This window comes from Desulfuribacillus stibiiarsenatis (assembly GCF_001742305.1).
Taxonomy (GTDB): Bacteria; Bacillota; Bacilli; order Desulfuribacillales; family Desulfuribacillaceae; genus Desulfuribacillus_A; species Desulfuribacillus_A stibiiarsenatis.
This window is the reverse complement of the sequence record NZ_MJAT01000033.1, coordinates 67910-87153: the sequence shown is the minus strand read 5'-3', so window position 1 is coordinate 87153 and position 19244 is coordinate 67910. Positions and strand designations below refer to the sequence as shown.

Here is a 19244-nt window from a genome sequence, read left to right as displayed (position 1 = left end):
CAAATGGAGGTCTATAAAGTAAATGGTCAAAGGTAAAATTCAGATATTCTTACTTGTTGCCGTTACACTTATCATCACTGTATTGTATTATCCAATGGTTACGTCTTATTATCAAGTACCAATTATAGAAAATAAACATGATGATGCGTTGGAAGATACGGCACTCTTTGCCTACCAAGAAGAGCAGATGTTGACAATTGAGCAGTTTATATTTTCGAAAGACCGTATCATTCAAGGGGATATTCTAGAGGTATCTGTTTACTTTGCGAATCAACCTGAGGATTTATATATAGAGCAAACATTATATAAAGACTTTCGGTGGTTTAATGGAAATGGTATTGTTAGAGGGTATATACCTACGAATTATAGTACGAGTCCAGGACGATATGAAATTAAGTACGGAAACCGAAAAACCGGAACTGAATTTTCCCAGGAGATTGAAATCATAGCACATGAATATCGAATTCAGCATTTAACGATTGATCGCAAGATAGAAGAAACGACAAGAAATCAAGCGGCATATCAAGAGATGGATCAATATTTCGTACCAGTCCGGAAGAAGTCAGCCCCGCAAAAGTATTATTCTGAGCCATTTATGATACCTGCCATCGGGCGACTCACGACAGAATTTGGGCAGACGCGCTATGTAAACGGTGCGCCAACATCATCAAGACATTCTGGACTAGACATTGCAGCGCCAATTGGGACGGAAATCATGGCAACAAACCGCGGGAAAGTTGTATTAGCAATGCCTTTGATCCTGACGGGCAATACCATCATTGTTGATCATGGGGAAGGGTTCTTTAGCGTCTATTTTCACAATGATCAGAATATGGTCGAAGTAGGCGAAATTGTAGAACGAGGGCAGCAAATTGCTACCATGGGGACGACGGGTTTTTCTACGGGCTCGCATTTGCACTTCACGATGTCATATTATGAAATGAACATCGAACCTGGATTCATAATAGTTGGAGAGCCAATTACGTTAACGAATTATCATTTGTATCTACAATAAACATTTTTAATGCAGTTATTTTACCTGCGCACATTAAGGAAACTAGGAAATATAACAACGATATTAGAAAAAAAAGCGCGTGCTAGGGGGAGAACCTGTGAACAAGATGATTCATGGAAAAACTTTAGAAGAATGGCTTGCAATGTATCCGATGCTAGAGGAAGTCATAGATGCTAAAGAGGTTTTTTGGAACAATCCTAGCTATACTAGTTATCAGGAAGCTATACAGAATATTCGCATCTCTGAAGATGAAGTGCGAGACGCGGCTGCGAGGTTAGAACGATTCGCTCCCTATCTGATGGAAGCTTTCCCTGAGACTTCAAAGAATCGAGGAGTTATCGAGTCTCCCTTAATTGAGGTTCCGAGTATGCATGCTGACCTTAATAATTCCTATAAGGCTCAGCTGACAGGAAAGCTACTACTTAAATGCGACAACCAACTTGCTATTTCTGGATCAATCAAAGCCCGTGGAGGAATTTACGAGGTTTTGAAGCATTCGGAAACATTAGCAATTGAAAATTACCTTCTGACGTTAGAAGATGATTATGCTATGATGAACAGCGATAGGTTTCGTGAGTTTTACTCGCAATACTCAATAGCGGTCGGATCTACAGGGAACCTAGGCTTGAGTATTGGAATCATGGGAGCGCAAATAGGTTTCCAAGTGTTCGTGCATATGTCTGCTGATGCTAAGCAATGGAAGAAAGATTTATTAAGAGACAAGGGCGTTACTGTCATCGAGTATGATGCTGATTACAGTCAGGCTGTCGCTGCTGGGAGAAAACAGGCAGAATCTAACGCGAAGATGTTTTTCATAGACGACGAAAATTCCAAAGATTTATTCTTAGGATATGCTGTTGCAGCATACCGCTTGCAAGAACAGTTGAAGGATAAGGGTTACTTGGTGGACCATGACCATCCATTATTCGCATATCTCCCATGTGGTGTCGGTGGAGGTCCTGGTGGAATTGCTTTTGGCTTGAAGTTGATTTTCGGGGACGATGTCCATTGTTTCTTTGCCGAACCGACCCATTCCCCTTGTATGTTACTAGGATTACTGACCGGTTTGCATGAGCAAGTATCCGTTCAAGATTTCAATCTCGATAACATTACTGCGGCAGACGGTTTGGCAGTAGGGAGGCCGTCGGGCTTTATTGGCAGAACATTAGAACAGATGATTAGTGGAGTTTACACGGTTACGGACGAAAAGCTCTTTCTATTGCTTAAGAAGTTAGTAGACACAGAAAATATTTCGTTGGAGCCTTCAGCGCTTACGGGATTAGCTGGTCCAACAATGTTGTTACGATCGAAAATGGGGCAAGAGTATATTGCACAGCATAATCTGCAAGAAAAGATGCACCAAGCGATTCATTTGCCTTGGGCTACAGGTGGGAATATGGTTCCATTTGAAGTGATGGAAGAGTACTATACAAATGCATCGAAAATACAAAGAAAACTTAATTTCAAAAGAGATGATTCGACAAGCGATTCGAATGAAAAACAATGTTCAGTAAAAGCTAAATATTATATAATGGTATTATTTAATGGAGGTGCTCTATGAATTGTAAAAATATTAATAAACTACTAGTAGCAAACCGTGGTGAAATTGCAATTCGTATCTTTCGTGCATGTACTGAGTTACATATTCGCACAGTGGCAATTTATTCTAAAGAAGATGCAGGCTCCCTCCATCGAAATAAGGCGGATGAGGCATATTTAGTTGGCGAAGGTAAAAAGCCCATTGAAGCATATTTAGATATCGAAGGAATTATTGAAGTTGCGAAGAGACATGGTGTGGATGCCATCCATCCAGGCTATGGATTTTTATCAGAAAATATTAACTTTGCGAGACGATGTGAGGAAGAAGGCATTACTTTTATTGGACCTAAGCCTGTTCATTTGGATATGTTTGGAGATAAAGTGCGCGCAAGAGAGCAGGCGATTTTAGCTGGAATTCCAGTAATTCCTGGTAGTGACGGTCCTGTTTCATCGATACAGGAAGTCCAAGATTTTGCCAATCAACACGGTTTGCCACTAATTATCAAAGCGGCTCTAGGTGGCGGCGGTCGTGGTATGCGTATCGTTCGTGCGAAAGAAGAATTAGAGGAAGCATATAATCGTGCGAAATCAGAAGCGAAATCTGCTTTCGGAAATGACGAAATCTATGTTGAGAAGTTTGTCGAAAATCCTAAACACATTGAAGTACAAATTCTTGCTGATCAACACGAAAATATTGTGCATTTATATGAACGCGACTGCTCTGTTCAGCGTCGTCACCAAAAGGTTGTAGAGGTTGCACCAAGTGTTTCGCTTGACCAAAAGCTACGTAAGGATATTTGGGACGCGGCAGTAAAACTATGTAAAAATGTGAAGTATGTCAATGCGGGTACGGTAGAATTTCTTGTAACGCCAGATGGTGCATTCTACTTCATTGAAGTTAATCCGCGCATCCAAGTTGAACATACAATTACAGAAATGGTAACGGGTATTGATATTGTTCAGTCGCAGCTAATGATTGCAGATGGGGAACAATTACATGGTCCTAAGATTGGCATACCTCAGCAAGAAGATATAGCTTGTAACGGTTATGCCATTCAATCTCGTGTAACAACAGAAGATCCTGCCAATAACTTCTTACCTGATACAGGGAAGATAGCTGCGTATCGTACGAGTGGTGGTTTTGGTGTGCGTTTAGATGGTGGCAATGGATTCCAAGGCGCTGTTATTACACCACACTACGACTCTTTACTTGTTAAAGTTTCAACATGGGCGCTTACCTTTGAACAGGCAGCTGCCAAAATGGTGCGAAATTTAAGAGAATTCCGTATCCGTGGTTTAAAGACGAATATACTATTTCTTGAGAATGTTGTTCAGCATGAGAAGTTTATTTCGGGCGAATACACGACTTCTTTTATTGATACAACACCAGAGTTATTTAATTTCCCGCTAATTCGTGACCGTGGAAGTAAGCTGTTGAATTTTATCGGGGAAACTATTGTCAATGGATACCCTGGAATCGAAAAGACGAAAAAGCCAATTTTTCACCAACCGAATATTCCAAAGGTGAATATGACTGAGCCTTTCCCGAATGGTACGAAACAAATCTTTGAGGCAAAAGGTGCAAAGGGGTTAGCGGATTGGGTTAAGGAACAGAAGGAAGTATTACTGACAGATACAACATTCCGTGATGCGCATCAGTCTTTGTTGGCAACTCGTGTCCGTACCAAGGACTTAAAGCTGATTGCAGAGCCAACGGCGCGTATGTTACCAAACTTATTCTCCATGGAAATGTGGGGTGGAGCTACCTATGATGTGGCCATGCGTTTCCTACATGAAGATCCTTGGGAAAGATTATTGCTTCTACGCAAGAAAATGCCGAATATCCTAACGCAGATGCTACTACGTTCATCGAATGCAGTAGGTTATACGAACTATCCAGATAATCTGATTCGTGAATTCGTTAAACAGTCTGTGGAATCAGGTGTTGACGTGTTTCGCATATTCGATAGCTTGAACTGGGTAGATGGCATGAGACTTACAATTGATTCTGTTTGCCAATCCGGAGGGATTGCTGAGGCGGCAATCTGCTATACAGGTGATATTCTAGACCCGACGAGAAGCAAATATGACTTAAAATATTACAAAGACTTAGCAGTTGAATTAGAGAAAACAGGCGCTCATATCCTAGGTATTAAGGATATGGCCGGTTTGTTAAAACCAGAAGCTGCGTATCGACTGGTTACAACGCTAAAAGAAGCAATAGACATTCCGATTCACTTGCATACTCACGACACAAGTGGCAACGGGATTTATGCCTATGCAAAGGCAATCGATGCAGGGGTAGATATTGTGGATGTTGCAGTGAATACGATGGCGGGGTTAACTTCACAGCCAAGTGCTAATAGCTTGTACTATGCGTTAGCTGGAGCAGAACGCCAACCTAAGATTGATATCGATGCTTTGGAGAAAATCGGCGAGTATTGGGAAGAAGCACGTAAATATTACAGCGCCTTTGAAAGTGGCATGATGGCACCGCATACAGAAGTATATAATCATGAGATGCCAGGTGGACAATACAGTAACCTTCAACAGCAGGCTAAAGCAGTTGACTTAGGTAGCCGTTGGAACGATATCAAAAAAATGTACCGCACCGTTAACGATATGTTCGGCGATGTGGTGAAAGTTACACCTTCCTCTAAAGTCGTTGGGGATATGGCGCTTTATATGGTGCAGAATAATATAACGGAGCAAGATATTTACGACCGCGGTGATAGCTTAGACTTCCCAGATTCTGTAGTGGAGTTTTTCCAAGGGCAGCTAGGTCAACCATATCAAGGATTCCCAGAAAGGCTACAGAAGATTATCCTAAAAGGAAAAACGCCGATTACTGTCCGTCCAGGGGAGCTAATGGCACCCGTAGACTTTGATAAAATCCGCGAAGAGCTTTCTAAGAAGTTTGATAAAGAAATTACCAACTTTGATGTATTGTCTTACGCGTTGTATCCTAAGGTGTATGAGGAATTCGAAAGGTTCCGTGAACGCTTTAGCGATGTTTCTGTCATCGATTCAGGCACATTCTTTTACGGGTTACGTTTGGGAGAAGAAATTGAAGTCGAGATCGAACGCGGAAAGACACTAATTATCAAGTTGGTATCGGTTTCGAAACCATTGGATGATGGTACTCGTTTAGTGTACTTTGAGCTCAATGGGCAGTTACGTGAAGTCGTCATTAAGGATAAAGAAATTAAGGTTGCGGCTACAGCGAAACAAAAGGCTGATAAGTCAAATCCAAATCACATCGGTGCATCCATGCCAGGTACGGTGTTGAAAATTCTTGTAACAAAAGGTGAAAAAGTCAAAAAAGGAGACCACCTCATCATTACAGAAGCGATGAAAATGGAAACCACAGTGCAAGCGCCGTTTGACGGGGAAATCAAGAGCGTCAACGTAAAGAACGGTGATTCTCTACAAACAGGTGACCTACTGATAGAATTGAAATAAAGAGGCAAATATAATAACGCAACTTATACACCGGAATAAACACTGCTGAGTTACTGGCAGTGTTTATTTTTCATACTCAAATTTATAAAAATTCTGAGTATAAGTAACGGCAACTAAGCATTCTCTTCGCTAAAGCTTGGCGATTGCCAAGTTTTGTTTATGTGGAAAAAGGTTTTTCTAGTTTCCTATGGAATATGGAATATATTATAAATTGACGTGGATTATAAATTGACGTGGATTATAGATTGACATGAAGGATCAAATCACATGGAGCATATTGTATGAAACCTAAAAAGTTATTCTCGTCGAAAAACTTACTGACTTTAACCATTGTACTTGCTATTATTAGCTTAAGTTTGTTTAGCATAAAGATTTTTCCATCTGTGAATGCTGCTACAAGGGATGCCATTCAATCAATCAACCCAAATCAGTTGTTAGAACAAGTAGTCGCTGAAAAAGGAATATTAGATTTGCGTGCAAAGAATATTCGTGTGGATGGACCTTTTACATTGGATGGCGAGTGGGAATTTTACTGGGATCAATTGCTGTTTCCAGAAGATTTGCAAGCTGATGGAAAGCAGCACATATTAGATAAGAGGACCGATATAGTTATTGTTCCGAGTAATTGGAGTAAATATAGTATCGATGGAGAGAGCCTACCGAACGAAGGATATGCTACATATCGGTTGAAGTTGTATGTAAGTGCTTCAGAAATTGGGAAGGTGGGTTCTTTATACATCCCAAGTGTAGCAACTGCATACACGATTTGGGTGGATGACGTTGAGTTGATTTCCAATGGTATTGTTGGAAAAACAAGGGAAGAAATGTTGCCGAAGGAATTATCGCAAGTAGCTAGCTTCCCAATACAATCGGAAATGATAGAGATTGTGATTCATGTGTCAGATTTCTATCAAAGAAAATCAGGTCTTTGGGAATCAATTACTTTTGGTACGAGTGAACATATATTGGCGGTCCGGGAGCACAATATAATATTTCAAACATTTATTATAGGTAGTATCTTTATCATTGGAATGTACCATGTAGTATTATTTTTCCTTAGACGGAAGGAATTTTCACCGCTATTTTTTGCTTTAGCATGTTTTGGTATAGGTATACGGGCATCGCTTTTAAGTGACAATTTATTTGTTTATTTTATTAGAGATTGTGGTTGGGATGCTGCAGTGAAAACTGAATACTTGGCGGGTGTTTTTGGACTCATTTTCTTCCTGCTTTTTAAGCAATTAGAATGTATGGTAGATATTCCGAAAATTATTGTAAAGATCTTAGTAGGTTGCTTAATTGTTTACGGAATATTCGTTTTAGTTACACCAACCTATGTGTTTACTACTACGGTGTATGTCATGTTTGCTTTAGCTTTCTTGGTGATGAGTACTACCCTCATTGTGACGATTATCCGATTACTTCGAGGTCGGGAAGGAGCATATCTCAACTTCTTAGGTGTGTTGGTACTGTTTGCTGCAGTATTAAACGATATATTTTACTACGGTCAATGGATTTCAACGGATGAGTTAGTTTCTTTAGGATTATTTTTTTATATTTTTGTTCAAGCAGTCAATTTATCTAGAAGATTTTCAAAATCTTTCGATAAAGTCGAGCGATTATCTGTTGATTTACAAGAACTAAACTTCTCACTAGAGCAAAAGGTGCATCAAAGAACGCAGCAATTACAAAAAGCGAACGATAATTTAATAAAAATGGAACAAGCACGTGGAAAATTGTTTGCTAGTGTGTCTCATGAACTCAATACTCCCCTTACCTTTATACAAGGGTATATAAAAGCAATGATTGATGGGGTAATTGATAAAGAAGACTCAAAGTATTTGCGTTCCATATACAGTGATACTCAATTGATGGCGCATATTATTAAAGATTTGCAAGAGTTATCGAAGCTAGAATCTGGGCATGTCAAATTTAGCTATCAAAGGATTGAGATGCTAACATTTTTCAGGCAATTATATGATAAACAGAAACCAATTGTAGAAAAAAAGGGACTTGTATTTCATTATCATGAGAATGTTACAAGACAAGATGGTTTATCGGAAGTTATGGGGAATATTGACCCTAAAAGAATTGAACAAGTGTTTATGAATCTGGTGATTAACGCAAAAAAATACACGCAAGCCGGTGGAATCATTTCAATTGAAACTTCCATCGTTACAATCGATGAGAATCACTATCTGAAACTCGGTGTAATTGATAACGGTCCAGGCATACCCGAGAAAGATCTTCCATATATATTTAATCGCTTTTATAAAGTCCAAACACAGGAGGATTCAGAGATTCGAGGTGCAGGTCTTGGGTTAGCAATTGTGAAAGAGATCATCGAAAATCACGGGGGTACCATTGGAGTAGAAAGTGTTCTAGGAGAGGGGAGTCGTTTTTATTTTATGTTGCCATTTCAATTCGTTCAGGTTGAGTATCTGGAGGGTATATCATGAGTAAGGGAAAGGTCTTAGTAATAGATGATGAGTATAAGATTAGAGCACTGATTGAATTGTATTTGATAGAAAATGAGTATGAGGTACTTTGTGCAGATAGTGGGAAAACAGGGATTCAAGCTGTCGAACGCTATCGACCTGATGTGATTATATTAGATATCATGATACCTGATATGACGGGACTCGATATTTGCAAAACTATCCGAGAGAAATATGCGATACCAGTGATTTTTTTAAGCTGTTTACAAGAAACAGAAACGATTATTTCTGGACTAGAGATCGGTGGGGACGATTATATGACGAAACCGTTTGATCCGAACGTATTAATTGCTAAGATTAATGCGCTATTGCGAAGAACACAAGCCAAAGTGAACATACCTACTCAAAAGGCTTCAGGAGAAATTGATTCCTTAACTGAGCAAGAATTTAGGATTCTTAAATGGATTGAGAAAGGCTATACGAATAAAGAAATTGCTGATAAATTGCAATTAAAAGAGGGGACCATCAAGGTCTACAATAATACAATTTTCCAAAAGTTAAATCTTAAAAATCGAACTCAAGCAATTGTAAAGGCCAAGGAAGAGGAGGTTATTTAGACTCAGTACAAATTGCTCATTTTTGTAACATTTCAATTTTTATTAACTTTAGTAAATAGTAATTCGCGGAGTCCGATGCTATAATTTTCACAGTATTGGTGAAAAGAATGTCATTGATTCTAGGGAGTGCCTTATGAATACTATGGAAATACGTCATAAAGCTATAGAAATTATATATCATCTACAGAAGTCTTCGAACATTTTTGAATTAATCGATACAAAGTCTACTCATGTCGGAATACTCTGTGCAACCATCGGAAATTGGCTGAAGCTATCACAGACAGATATATATCATTTAGCTTGTGCGGGATTACTCCATGACATTGGTATCATGTCTCATAGTGATAGTGATCACGCGAAAAAAGGGTTTGAAGTACTAGCGGGTAAAAACGAGTTTGATTGCAGTGTACTACTTGCTGTGCTGTTTCATCATGAACTTTATGATGGAAGCGGCTTCCCTTTTGGTCTAAAAGGCTCGGAGATTCACTTGTTTGCTAAAATACTTGCTATTGCAGATTTTTATCATAACAAAAGCCATGGTCAAACGTTTTTAACAGAATATCAGAAGTACAAATTCTTAAAAGAACTTTCATTAGAGGGGCAGTATCTGTATGACCCCGAAATTTGGGAGATATTCGTTAGAAATATGAAAAGCCATTTTAAAGAATACCGTTCCATAAGTAAAGACAGAGACTCTATATTAACTGGAAGGGCGTGACTTCTCTATGAAACAGAAGCACATTGCAATGATTCAAGATGTTGCCCTGTTATTTAAAAAACATCAAGAAACAATTCTAAAGAATTGGTTAGCAATTATAGAGAGAGAAAATATTTTACCAAACGAAGATGAGAAGGTGTATTTTTTAGAAGGTTTTGAACGTCTCATTAAAGATTTCATTACTCATCTTAGTTTAAGTAATTTAGATGCGTATTACGAAGGAAATGCGGAAGTAGCAATGAAAGTAGCCTATAATGACATTGATTTTAAGACCTTTATTCGTGTATTTCATTTCTTTGAGGAGAGCTATGCGAAAATTCTAATGGATAACGTGCCAAAAGATCAATTAATTGACTATATAGGTGCTGTGGATATGCTCCACCATGAAACGATAGCAATTGTTGGTGAGACGTACTTTGAAGTGAAAGATCACACGATTTTTGCGTTGGCAAACTTGGCAGAACAAAGAGATCCTGCAACAGGGAAACATTTAGATAGAACAAGAGAGTACTCCGTATTACTAGCGGAACAGATGGGATTAGATGATGAGTTTATAACGTTGTTATATAAAGTAGGTCCGCTACACGATATCGGCAAAGTAGGGATTCGCGACAGCATATTGCTGAAACCAGGAAAACTTACAGATGAAGAATACGAGGAAATGAAAGAGCATACAATTATTGGAGCCCAAACACTAAGTAAAGTCGTCCATGGACAGCAATTAACACGGGGATTCTATCTATTAGGGCTTGAGATTGTCTTGAGTCATCATGAGCGATATGACGGTAAAGGATATCCACAAGGGTTAGTAGGCGAAGAGATTCCTTTAGCAGCTAGAATATTTGCTTTAGCAGATGCGTATGATGCCATCACATCTACGCGACCATATAAGCATCCAATTGCACATGAGAAAGCGATTGAGCTCATAAAGGGCGACTCAGGTACGCATTTTGACCCTAAGGTGGTCGATGCTTTCCTTGCAGTAGAAGAAAAGTTCAATGAGATCTGCAAAAAATACCAGAAATATAATCAATTCTGCTAAGAATAAGTAAAAATGTATGGAGGCAGTAAATATGTATACTGTAGTTATGAAGCATAAGGAAGCATCGATACAAATACTAGAGTATAGAGTTCATCTGCACAACCATATGAAACTGAAACAGAAATTGGAAGAGCTTATTGACAATGGATGCAACCATATTTCCCTAGATTTCCGTCATGTGAAATATATTGATTGTACATCCATAGGAATGATACTCTCATACCACAAAAGACTAGAATGCCAAAATGGGCAGATTCATATTGTCAATATTCAAAGTCAACATTTACTCGAGATATTCTCGATTATGAAATTAGATGAAATATTACGCTTAGAAAAATCTGATCTATATTAGGATCAGGTTTTCTTTTTTTATCATAGGGTTAAGACTATAATAGAATATATGTAACAAAAGTAGCTTAGTAAAGCAAATGGAGGAAGAAAGTTGGACGAGTTAAGTCAGGAAATAAAAGATAAACTTACAAAAACATGCCTTTGTAATGGGATTACAAGAGCAACCATAAAAAAGACAATCAAAGAAGGGGCAGATTCTCTTGAAAAGGTGAAACACTCTACGAAAGCTGGTTCAGGCACCTGTAAAGGAAATCGATGTGATTATAAAATTATCGAACTATTGAAACAAGACCAAGATAATGATTAGTAGGTTGAAACAAGATAAACACATGAAACAAGATAAAATGTTGACAAGAAAAAACAATATATGGTATATAAAAATATAGATTAGCACTCGCTTGAAGAGAGTGCTAATAAGCTGTGCATAACTAACGAAATCAACAGATCTAAGCAAAGGGGAAATTATTCGTGGCCAAAAAACAATTTAAAGCTGAATCAAAACGACTATTAGATATGATGATTCACTCGATTTATACTCATAGAGAAATTTTCTTAAGAGAGTTAATCTCAAATGCAAGTGATGCAATTGATAAAATCTATTATAAAGCATTGACGGATGATTCTTTAACATTCAGCAAGGATAGTTACTACATAAGAATCACAGCTGATAAGGATCAAAGAACGTTAACTATTTCTGATTCTGGGATTGGTATGACGAAGGAAGAGCTTGAGGAGAATCTTGGTGTCATTGCGAAGAGTGGCTCCTTAGCGTTCAAGAAAGACAATGAAATTAAAGATGGCTATGATATCATAGGTCAGTTTGGTGTTGGCTTTTATTCCGCATTCATGGTTGCTGATGTAGTAACGGTAATCAGTAAAGCACTTGGGAGTGAGCAAGCTTACAAGTGGGAATCTAAGGGTGCTGACGGATATACGATGGAGGCGTCCGATAAGGAGTCAATCGGTACAGATATAATTTTAAAAATCAAAGAGAATACAGAAGATGAGAAATATGATGAGTACTTAGACCAATATCGATTAAAAGCAATTATTAAGAAGTATTCTGACTTCATTCGCTATCCAATCAAAATGGATATTACGGGAAGAAGACCTAAGGCGGATCAAGAAAATGAATATGAGGATTACACAGAAGAACAAGTGGTCAATAGCATGGTGCCAATTTGGAGAAAGAACAAGAATGAGTTGACACCAGAGGATTACGAGAACTTCTATACAGAGAAACGTTACGGCTTTGACAAGCCTATCAAACACGTGCATATCAGCGTTGATGGCGCTGTTCGATATAATGCGATTTTATTTATCCCGGAGAGCATCCCATTTGATTATTATACGAAAGAGTATGAAAAGGGATTAGAGCTTTACTCAAATGGCGTGTTAATTATGAGTAAATGCGCGGACTTGTTACCTGACTACTTTAGCTTTGTTAAGGGAATGGTAGACTCAGAAGACCTTTCGCTTAACATCTCAAGAGAAATGCTACAGCATGATCGTCAACTGAAGCTTATTGCGAAAAATATTAAGAATAAGATTAAGAGTCAGCTTCTAAGCTTATTGAAGGATGAAAGAGAACAATACGATCTATTCTATGACTCGTTTGGAAGACAGCTGAAATACGGAGTATATAGTGATTACGGTAGCAACAAAGAAGACTTACAAGACTTAATCATGTTCTACTCTTCGAAAGAAAAGAAATTAGTCACCCTTGATGAATATGTGTCCAGAATGCCAGAAGATCAGAAATTTATTTACTACGCGTCTGGCGAAAGTATTGAACGCATTGAGAAGTTACCGCAAATCGAGTTGTTAACAGAGAAAGGCTTTGAAATCCTTTACTTTACAGATGACATTGATGAATTCGCGATTCGTATTCTGACGAATTATAAGGAAAAGGAATTCAAATCTGTATCCAGTGGCGATTTAGGGATTGAAGCTGAGGATAAGGACAACAACACAGATACGGTTCAAGAAGAAAATAAGGAACTGTTTTCGTTTATGAAGGAAATATTAGCGGATAAGGTGAAGGATGTACGTGCATCGAAACGCTTAAAGAGTCACCCTGTATGTATAGCAACAGAAGGTGAATTGACTGTGGAGATGGAGAAGATTCTCAAGTCCATGCCTAACAGCCAGAACGTAAAAGCAGATAAAGTGTTAGAAATTAATGCCAACCATCAGGTATTCCAATCACTGAAAAATGCATTCGCCCAAGATAAAGACAAGTTAAGTTTATACACGAATCTACTATACAATCAAGCATTGCTAATTGAAGGATTACAAGTAAACGATCCAGTAGAATTTACGAACGATATATGCAAAATTATGGTGTAAGCGCTCCGAAAGGAGTGCTTTTTTTTTGCATAATTACTGCTATAAATTCGTAATGGTATTGTAAGTCCCTTATAATAAAAGTATATCAGAATAGATACACGGGGATTTGCAAGAAAATGATTCAGAGAACATAGATTCAAAGGGCATAAAATCATAGGACATGCAGACAAAGAGAAAGGGAGGATGGTTGTAATGTTGGAACAGAGGTGTATTAACGCAATTCGTATACTCTCAGCAGAAGCTGTAGAGAAAGCTAAGTCGGGGCATCCGGGAATGCCAATGGGAATGGCAGCTCCAGCATATGTGCTATGGACGAAATTTATGAAACATAATCCGAAACACCCGAAATGGTCGAATCGGGATCGGTTTGTACTATCGGCAGGGCATGGGTCGATGCTACTTTACAGTTTATTGTATTTAACAGGCTATGAATTGGAATTAGATGATCTTAGGCAATTCAGACAACTCGGAAGTAAGACGCCTGGGCACCCTGAATACCTTCACACCTCAGGTGTGGAAACCACAACAGGGCCATTAGGACAGGGTTTTGCCAATGCTGTAGGGATGGCATTGGCGGAGGCGCATTTAGGAGAACTTTTTAATCGGCCGGGGCACCCCATTGTTGATCATTACACCTATGTGATAGCGAGTGACGGAGATCTGATGGAGGGTATATCCCACGAAGCTGCTTCATTGGCAGGTCATTGGAAACTAGGAAAACTGATATGCCTTTATGATGACAATCGAATATCGATTGAAGGGTCAACGGCTCTAGCCTTCACCGAGGATACAAGTAAACGTTTTGAGGGATATGGTTGGCAGGTGCTGAACGTGGAAGATGGCAACGACATCGGGATGGTTGAGGAAGCACTTGAAATAGCAAGGAACAATACAGATCAACCGACTATCATTATTACTCGAACGCAAATTGGCTACGGTAGCCCAAATAAACAAAATTCTGCATCAGCCCATGGTGAGCCACTAGGAGAGAAGGAACTTCAGAAGACCAAGGAATATCTACAATGGGAGCAAGACGATAGCTTTTCTGTTCCCGAGGATATTCTCAATCATTTCCGTGCGTGCATCGCAAACGGCCAGAAGCATGAACAATTTTGGCAGCAACAGTTCACCCGTTATGCGCAAGAGTATCCTGAACTAAGCGAACAATGGTTACGTTTGCAGCAGGGGAAATTACTGGAGCAATGGGGTTGTGAGCTCTCCTACTTCCAAGGGAACGAGAAAGGGATGGCTACGCGTAACGCATCAGGTCAAGTGCTCAATAAGATTGCTAAATATATTCCGAATTTAATCGGCGGTTCAGCGGATTTAGCCCCATCGACAAAAACTGAGATTGAAGGTGCAGCGGACTTTTCTTCAAACCTATATAGCGGAAGGAATCTGCGTTTTGGTGTCCGAGAGCATGGAATGGGGGCAATCCTCAATGGGATGGCTCTACACGGTGGAACTCTACCGTATGGTGCAACATTCCTTGTGTTCAGCGACTATATGAAACCATCGATTCGTTTAGCAGCGTTGATGGGGTTAAAGGTAATTTACGTATTTACACATGATAGCATTGGTTTAGGGGAAGATGGACCAACCCACCAACCAATAGAGCACTTGTTATCTTTACGAGCGATTCCTGGTTTGACGGTAATACGACCAGCAGATGCGAATGAAACGCTAGAAGCATGGCGTTATGCTATTGGTGAAGCGCAGGGACCAGTGGCATTTTCACTCACAAGACAAAATGTACCGATACTTGATCAGAGTGAATCTACCTCGGCAAGTCACTTGAAACTTGGCGCTTACATTTTACGTAAAGAGAAGAAAGATAAGCCTGATGCGATTCTGATTGGAACAGGCTCAGAAGTCCATATTGCCTTAGAGGCAGCTAGTCGTTTAGCTTCTATGAATATAGACGCAAGGGTCGTAAGTATGCCTAGCTGGGAGCTATTTGATCAGCAGGGTCCAGAATATCAGGAGCTTGTGCTTCCAGCAGATGTCGCTATAAAAGTCTCGATTGAAGCAGGAACTACAATTGGTTGGGAACGCTATACGAATAGTCAAGATACTACCATTGGTATCAATCGATTTGGCACCTCTGCACCATATCAAGAATTATATAAGGAATTCGGAATAACAGTAGAAGCAATTATTGAAAAAGTTAAGCAAAAGTGGATAAATGTATAGATTCTTGCAAATCTTTAATGTAAAGGAATAAAAAAATCATATGATTATTGTATAGAGGCTTAAATTTATAATATGAGGGGCGATTATATGAATAAATTAGCACTCAGGCAAGAAGATATTCAAGCATTACCACCAGTGTATAGACAGTATTATCATGAAATATCATCGATTATCCCCGATGATCGGGTAATTGCTGACCCACTTCGAAGAATCGCATACGGAACGGATGGCGGATTTTATCGTTTAGTTCCTAAGCTAGTAATTAAAGCTAGAACAATTAAAGAAATCACGAAATTAATGGAGGTAGCAGCAAGGCTTAAAGTACCCGTTACATTTAAAGCAGCAGGTACAAGTTTATCAGGTCAAGCAATATCCGATTCAATTCTGATTTATTTGTTCGGCAATTGGACGAATTGTTCTGTTCAAGAAAACGGCGAGCTTATTAAGTTAGAGCCTGGGGTCATTGGGGCGGAAGCGAATCGCAAACTTTTGAAGTATAAGAGAAAAATAGGTCCTGATCCAGCATCGATTAACCATGCTATGATTGGTGGTATTGCTGCGAATAATGCAAGTGGTATGTGCTGTGGTACTGCCGACAATAGCTATAAAACAGTCGTCGATATGAAAATCATCTTTTGGGATGGAACACTATTAGACACTTCAGATCAAGAATCTATAAATGAGTTTAAAGTCAAACATGCCAATCTAGTGAAAGAAATTGAAGCGATTCGAGATGAGATTCTCAAAGATAGTGCCTTAAAAGAACAAATCATACATAAATTCAAGATTAAGAACACAACGGGATATAGCATTAACGCGTTTGTCGATTATTTCGATGCCATTGAAATCATTAAACATCTGATGATTGGCTCGGAAGGAACATTAGGTTTCATTGCTGAGATTTCCTACAAAACAGTGAAAGAATATGAAAACCGTGCCTCTGCTTTAGTCATCTTCCCTAACACCGAACAAGCATGTCGTGGCGTTATGAAGTTAGACCGGGAATTCGTATCGGCCGCCGAATTGATGGACCGTCGCTCCTTGCGTTCAGTGGAGAATATTGAAGGTATGCCACCATACTTAAAGGAGTTAGACAAGGATGCTAGCGCCTTGTTAATTGAGGTATCAGGAGAAGATCAGAAGAGCTTGCACAGTCGTATTCAGGATGTAAAGCAAGCGTTAGAAGGGATTCCTACGGTTTTCCCGATTGCATTTACCGAGATTAAGCAAGAATATATGAAGTTATGGAATATACGCAAAGGTCTATTTCCAGCCGTTGGGGCGGTTCGAAAAATAGGAACTACCGTTATTATCGAGGACGTAGCCTTTCCTATGGAACATATGGCAGAAGCTATTCTTGCATTACAGGATCTGTTCGATAAGCATGGGTACGATGAAGCCATTATATTTGGACATGCGCTGGATGGCAACGTACACTTCGTATTCACCCAAGACTTCAGTAATGACTCAGAGGTGGAACGATATGACCGTTTCATGCAAGAGGTTTGTGATTTAGTTGCAGACCGTTTCGGAGGGTCGCTGAAAGCGGAACATGGTACAGGGCGTAATATGGCACCATTTGTTGAGAAGGAATGGGGTAAGAAAGCCTATGATATGATGGTACGATTGAAGAAAGCATTTGATCCACTATCGATCATTAACCCAGGGGTTATTATTAATGACAATCCGAACGCCCATCTCGAGGATTTAAAATCTCTGCCACCAACACACGACATCATAGATAAATGTATTGAGTGTGGTTTCTGCGAGATTAACTGTCCATCACGCAACATTACCACTACGCCACGTCATAGGATTGTAATTCGAAGAGCGATTTCTAGCCTAAAGGCACATGCAGAGGACCTTCCGACCGTAGATAAACAATTACTAGAACGACTGCAATCCGATTATACGTATATGGGGAACCAAACTTGTGCTGTTGACGGCATGTGTTCAACAACTTGCCCAGTTGCAATAAACACCGGGGAGCATACTAAGGTACTACGTTCCTACACGGTAGGACGCATTGGAAATAAGACATCAGAATTAACGGCTAACCATTTCGCTGGAATCACTTCCATGATTGGTATGGGGCTTGCGGCAGTCAATGGAGTCCATTCGATAATTGGTAAGAAGGCAATGAGAAGTATCACAAGTCTAACAAGAACTATTTCAGGAGATCGAATCCCGCTATGGAGTCCATGGATGCCGAAAAAGGCAACTAGCTTAGACTCGACGTTAAGTAAACATAGCAATAAAGCAAGTAATCGTAAAGTCGTGTATTTCCCATCTTGTATAAGTAGAACAATGGGGCCTGCGAAAAGTGATATAGATCAAAGATCGATTCCTGAGGTTACACTATCCATCTTACGTAAAGCAGGATATGAGGTAATTATTCCGAAAAATCGTAATGAGTTATGCTGTGGTACTCCTTATGAAAGTAAAGGATACTTCGAAGAAGCTGATCGAATGAGCGCAGAGTTAGAGAAGGAATTATTAGCAGTGTCGAATAATGGGAAAATCCCTATCTTATGTGATACGAGTCCGTGTACCTATAGAATGCAGCGTGTCATGGGTGACCACTTAAAGCTATATGAACCAGTAGAGTTCATTCATGACTATCTGTTGGAGCACTTAGACATTGAACCAGTCAATGAAACGGTGGCTGTCCATGTCACATGTAGCTCCATTAAGATGGGCTTAAGAGATAAGTTTGTTGCTGTAACTTCTGCGTGTGCGAAAGATACAATATTCCCAGAAGGTATTAAATGCTGTGGCTTCTCAGGAGATAAGGGTTTCACCACTCCAGAACTCAATGCTTCAGCCTTAGCTACATTGAGCGACTCGCTTGAGGGGCGTTGTAAGTCGGGATACTCCAACAGTAGAACATGTGAAATTGGGTTGTCCCACCATAGTGACATCAGCTACCAATCGATACTATATTTAGTGGATCGATGTGCAAAAGCGAAGTAACGTGAAAATAAAAAATACAATCTTTTAAAAATGGTCTCTTTTGCGGGAGGCCATTTTCTTTTGTGTATTTTTGGCAACTTATTTTGAGTAACAAATGCTTTTCATTCAAAAAACACATAGTTTCATGCGAGAAACTTCTATTTTTGAGAAAGTAAGGAGGATGTGTTTATTTTGTATCGAAACTATATTTATCCATAAATTGGGGAGAAGTACAGTTTGGTTCAATTCTTATAAAAATTACATGAACATATAAGGGTGCTGCATGGCATAATCTTCACCCTTTTGTGAGTATCTGCATAGCAGGCACCTACTTACCAGCGAGGGAATAAATCTTTATGTTTACAGACAGCATTGGATTTCTAGCTCTCTTAGATTTGCTTCAAAGGCTTCATTAAGAGTTAAGGACCCTAGTATCTTTCGTGGCAGTGTATTGCACCAATTGTGCTTGCTGTTTCTAGTGAAGATAGTTCTGCAAACTCAGATCCATTATCTGCTGTAATGCTCTTAAAGATTTACGATGGATGTCCTGATTATTGTAAAAGGGAGT

General features: G+C 39.3%; 12 protein-coding genes. All 12 read left to right on the top strand.

Annotation, left to right across the window (positions count from 1 at the left end):
- Positions 1-22: 22 nt before the first annotated feature.
- The 12 genes from BHU72_RS09735 to BHU72_RS09680 all read left to right on the top strand — a co-directional run bounded on the left by BHU72_RS09735 (position 23) and on the right by BHU72_RS09680 (position 18697).
- Positions 23-1015 (top strand): M23 family metallopeptidase, encoded by a 993-nt coding sequence (locus tag BHU72_RS09735; protein WP_069702443.1) that lies wholly within the window; start codon positions 23-25, stop codon positions 1013-1015.
- A gap of 106 nt (positions 1016-1121) precedes the next feature.
- Entirely contained in the window at positions 1122-2576 is a 1455-nt protein-coding gene (dsdA, locus tag BHU72_RS09730; protein WP_083248393.1) for a D-serine ammonia-lyase, read from the top strand.
- On the top strand, positions 2573-6016 hold the full coding sequence (gene pyc / locus BHU72_RS09725; protein WP_069702441.1) for a pyruvate carboxylase: 3444 nt from the start codon (positions 2573-2575) through the stop codon (positions 6014-6016). The genes dsdA and pyc overlap by 4 nt, the downstream gene beginning before the upstream one ends.
- Positions 6017-6297: 281 nt before the next feature.
- Positions 6298-8475, top strand: coding sequence for an ATP-binding protein (locus BHU72_RS09720; RefSeq protein ID WP_069702440.1), 2178 nt, complete (start codon positions 6298-6300; stop codon positions 8473-8475).
- Positions 8472-9071, top strand: a complete 600-nt coding sequence (locus tag BHU72_RS09715) for a response regulator transcription factor (RefSeq protein ID WP_069702439.1) — start codon at positions 8472-8474, stop codon at positions 9069-9071. Before BHU72_RS09720 ends, BHU72_RS09715 begins: the two co-directional genes overlap by 4 nt.
- Positions 9072-9204: 133 nt before the next feature.
- Positions 9205-9789: an HD-GYP domain-containing protein gene (locus BHU72_RS09710; RefSeq protein WP_069702438.1), complete on the top strand. Its 585-nt coding sequence runs from the start codon at positions 9205-9207 to the stop codon at positions 9787-9789.
- Positions 9790-9796: 7 nt separating this feature from the next.
- Entirely contained in the window at positions 9797-10831 is a 1035-nt protein-coding gene (locus tag BHU72_RS09705; protein ID WP_069702437.1) for an HD-GYP domain-containing protein, read from the top strand.
- 31 nt (positions 10832-10862) lie between these two features.
- Positions 10863-11183, top strand: a complete 321-nt coding sequence (locus BHU72_RS09700) for an STAS domain-containing protein (protein ID WP_069702436.1) — start codon at positions 10863-10865, stop codon at positions 11181-11183.
- 90 nt (positions 11184-11273) lie between these two features.
- Positions 11274-11489, top strand: a complete 216-nt coding sequence (locus tag BHU72_RS09695; protein ID WP_069702435.1) for a (2Fe-2S)-binding protein — start codon at positions 11274-11276, stop codon at positions 11487-11489.
- 161 nt (positions 11490-11650) lie between these two features.
- Complete coding sequence (htpG, locus tag BHU72_RS09690; RefSeq protein ID WP_069702434.1) at positions 11651-13531, top strand: molecular chaperone HtpG; 1881 nt, start codon at positions 11651-11653, stop codon at positions 13529-13531.
- 192 nt (positions 13532-13723) lie between these two features.
- Positions 13724-15724, top strand: a complete 2001-nt coding sequence (gene tkt / locus BHU72_RS09685) for a transketolase (protein WP_254006242.1) — start codon at positions 13724-13726, stop codon at positions 15722-15724.
- An 87-nt stretch (positions 15725-15811) separates the two neighbouring features.
- Positions 15812-18697 carry an FAD-binding and (Fe-S)-binding domain-containing protein gene (locus BHU72_RS09680; protein ID WP_069702432.1) on the top strand — a complete coding sequence of 962 codons (2886 nt, stop codon included), beginning with the start codon at positions 15812-15814 and terminating at the stop codon, positions 18695-18697.
- The last annotated feature ends 547 nt before the right edge of the window (positions 18698-19244 follow it).